1 protein-coding gene is annotated in these 1,026 nt (G+C 42.2%); it reads left to right on the top strand.

What is annotated here, in order from left to right; genetic code table 11:
- Window positions 1-1,026, top strand: a 1,026-nt coding sequence (locus tag ACS8FD_RS16815) for a hypothetical protein (protein ID WP_439276683.1), incomplete at both ends; no start/stop codon positions are given.

Below are 1,026 nucleotides of genomic sequence, written 5' to 3' on the forward strand. Positions count from 1 at the left end.
TGTCACTCGGCAACGTCAAGGCGGCGGTCAATATCAATTTACGTATGAGATCATCGATCAAGCTTTTGATGTTGTTTATCCAGAAGAACAGCGACCAACCAATAAAACCACCCTGATTGAAAGAAACGGCCAATCTATATGTCACGTATATAATAAGTTTGGAAATTTATTGCAGCGAGAACAGTGTGTCATTGAGAATGGTCTACTACGAAAACTAGTCGAACAGTACCGTTATGATCGAGATGGCAATGTCGTTTCATCACTGAGTCCTGAAGGTGTTTTGACCCAATATCTATTCGGACGAGATTATTTTACTCGTCATCATCCGTTGACGGCAAATGGAGATATCCCGACAGACCCATTGACTTGGAGAGAGCGCCAAGCCTTCGGAAAAATCCTTACCATCACTCGACGTGGTGGCTATGCAAATTTTAATAGCTTTACTCTAACACAAGGTATATGGGGAAATTTCCCTGACATCCTTGATGGTCACTTCCCTACAACTATAGATCGAAGCCAAGATATCATTGTCAAAATGACTTATGAAGATGAATTTGGTCAGCTACTCACTATTTCTGACCCCCGATATACCGAAAGTGCTGACCCTGATGCAAACGAACTTCAATCGTATGACGATACGCTTACCCATTATAGGTATATGGGAAACACCAACACGGGAATCACCAAACTTCTTTCAAAAATCGAATACCCTCAGCCACACTTGCCCGATGATCAACCACAACCAATCGTTGTTGAACTATTTACCGATTACGATCCAAAAGGCCGATTGCTACGCTCAATAAATCCAGTTGGTGTAGTTACACAATGGAGCTTTTTTGAAGATCAAAACGAATTATCTTTTGGACATTTGCGGCAAATTGTTGTCGATGTCGGCGGTTTTGAGATTACGGTGCGTAATGAGATAGATGAGCTTGGTCGTATAACTGCTGTTCATGCACCAAAATCAGTAGCTGCAGCTGACGGACGATTTGTGACTCACACTTCATATAACGAGCTCGACCAAGT

This window comes from Psychrobacter sp. 1U2 (assembly GCF_051847575.1).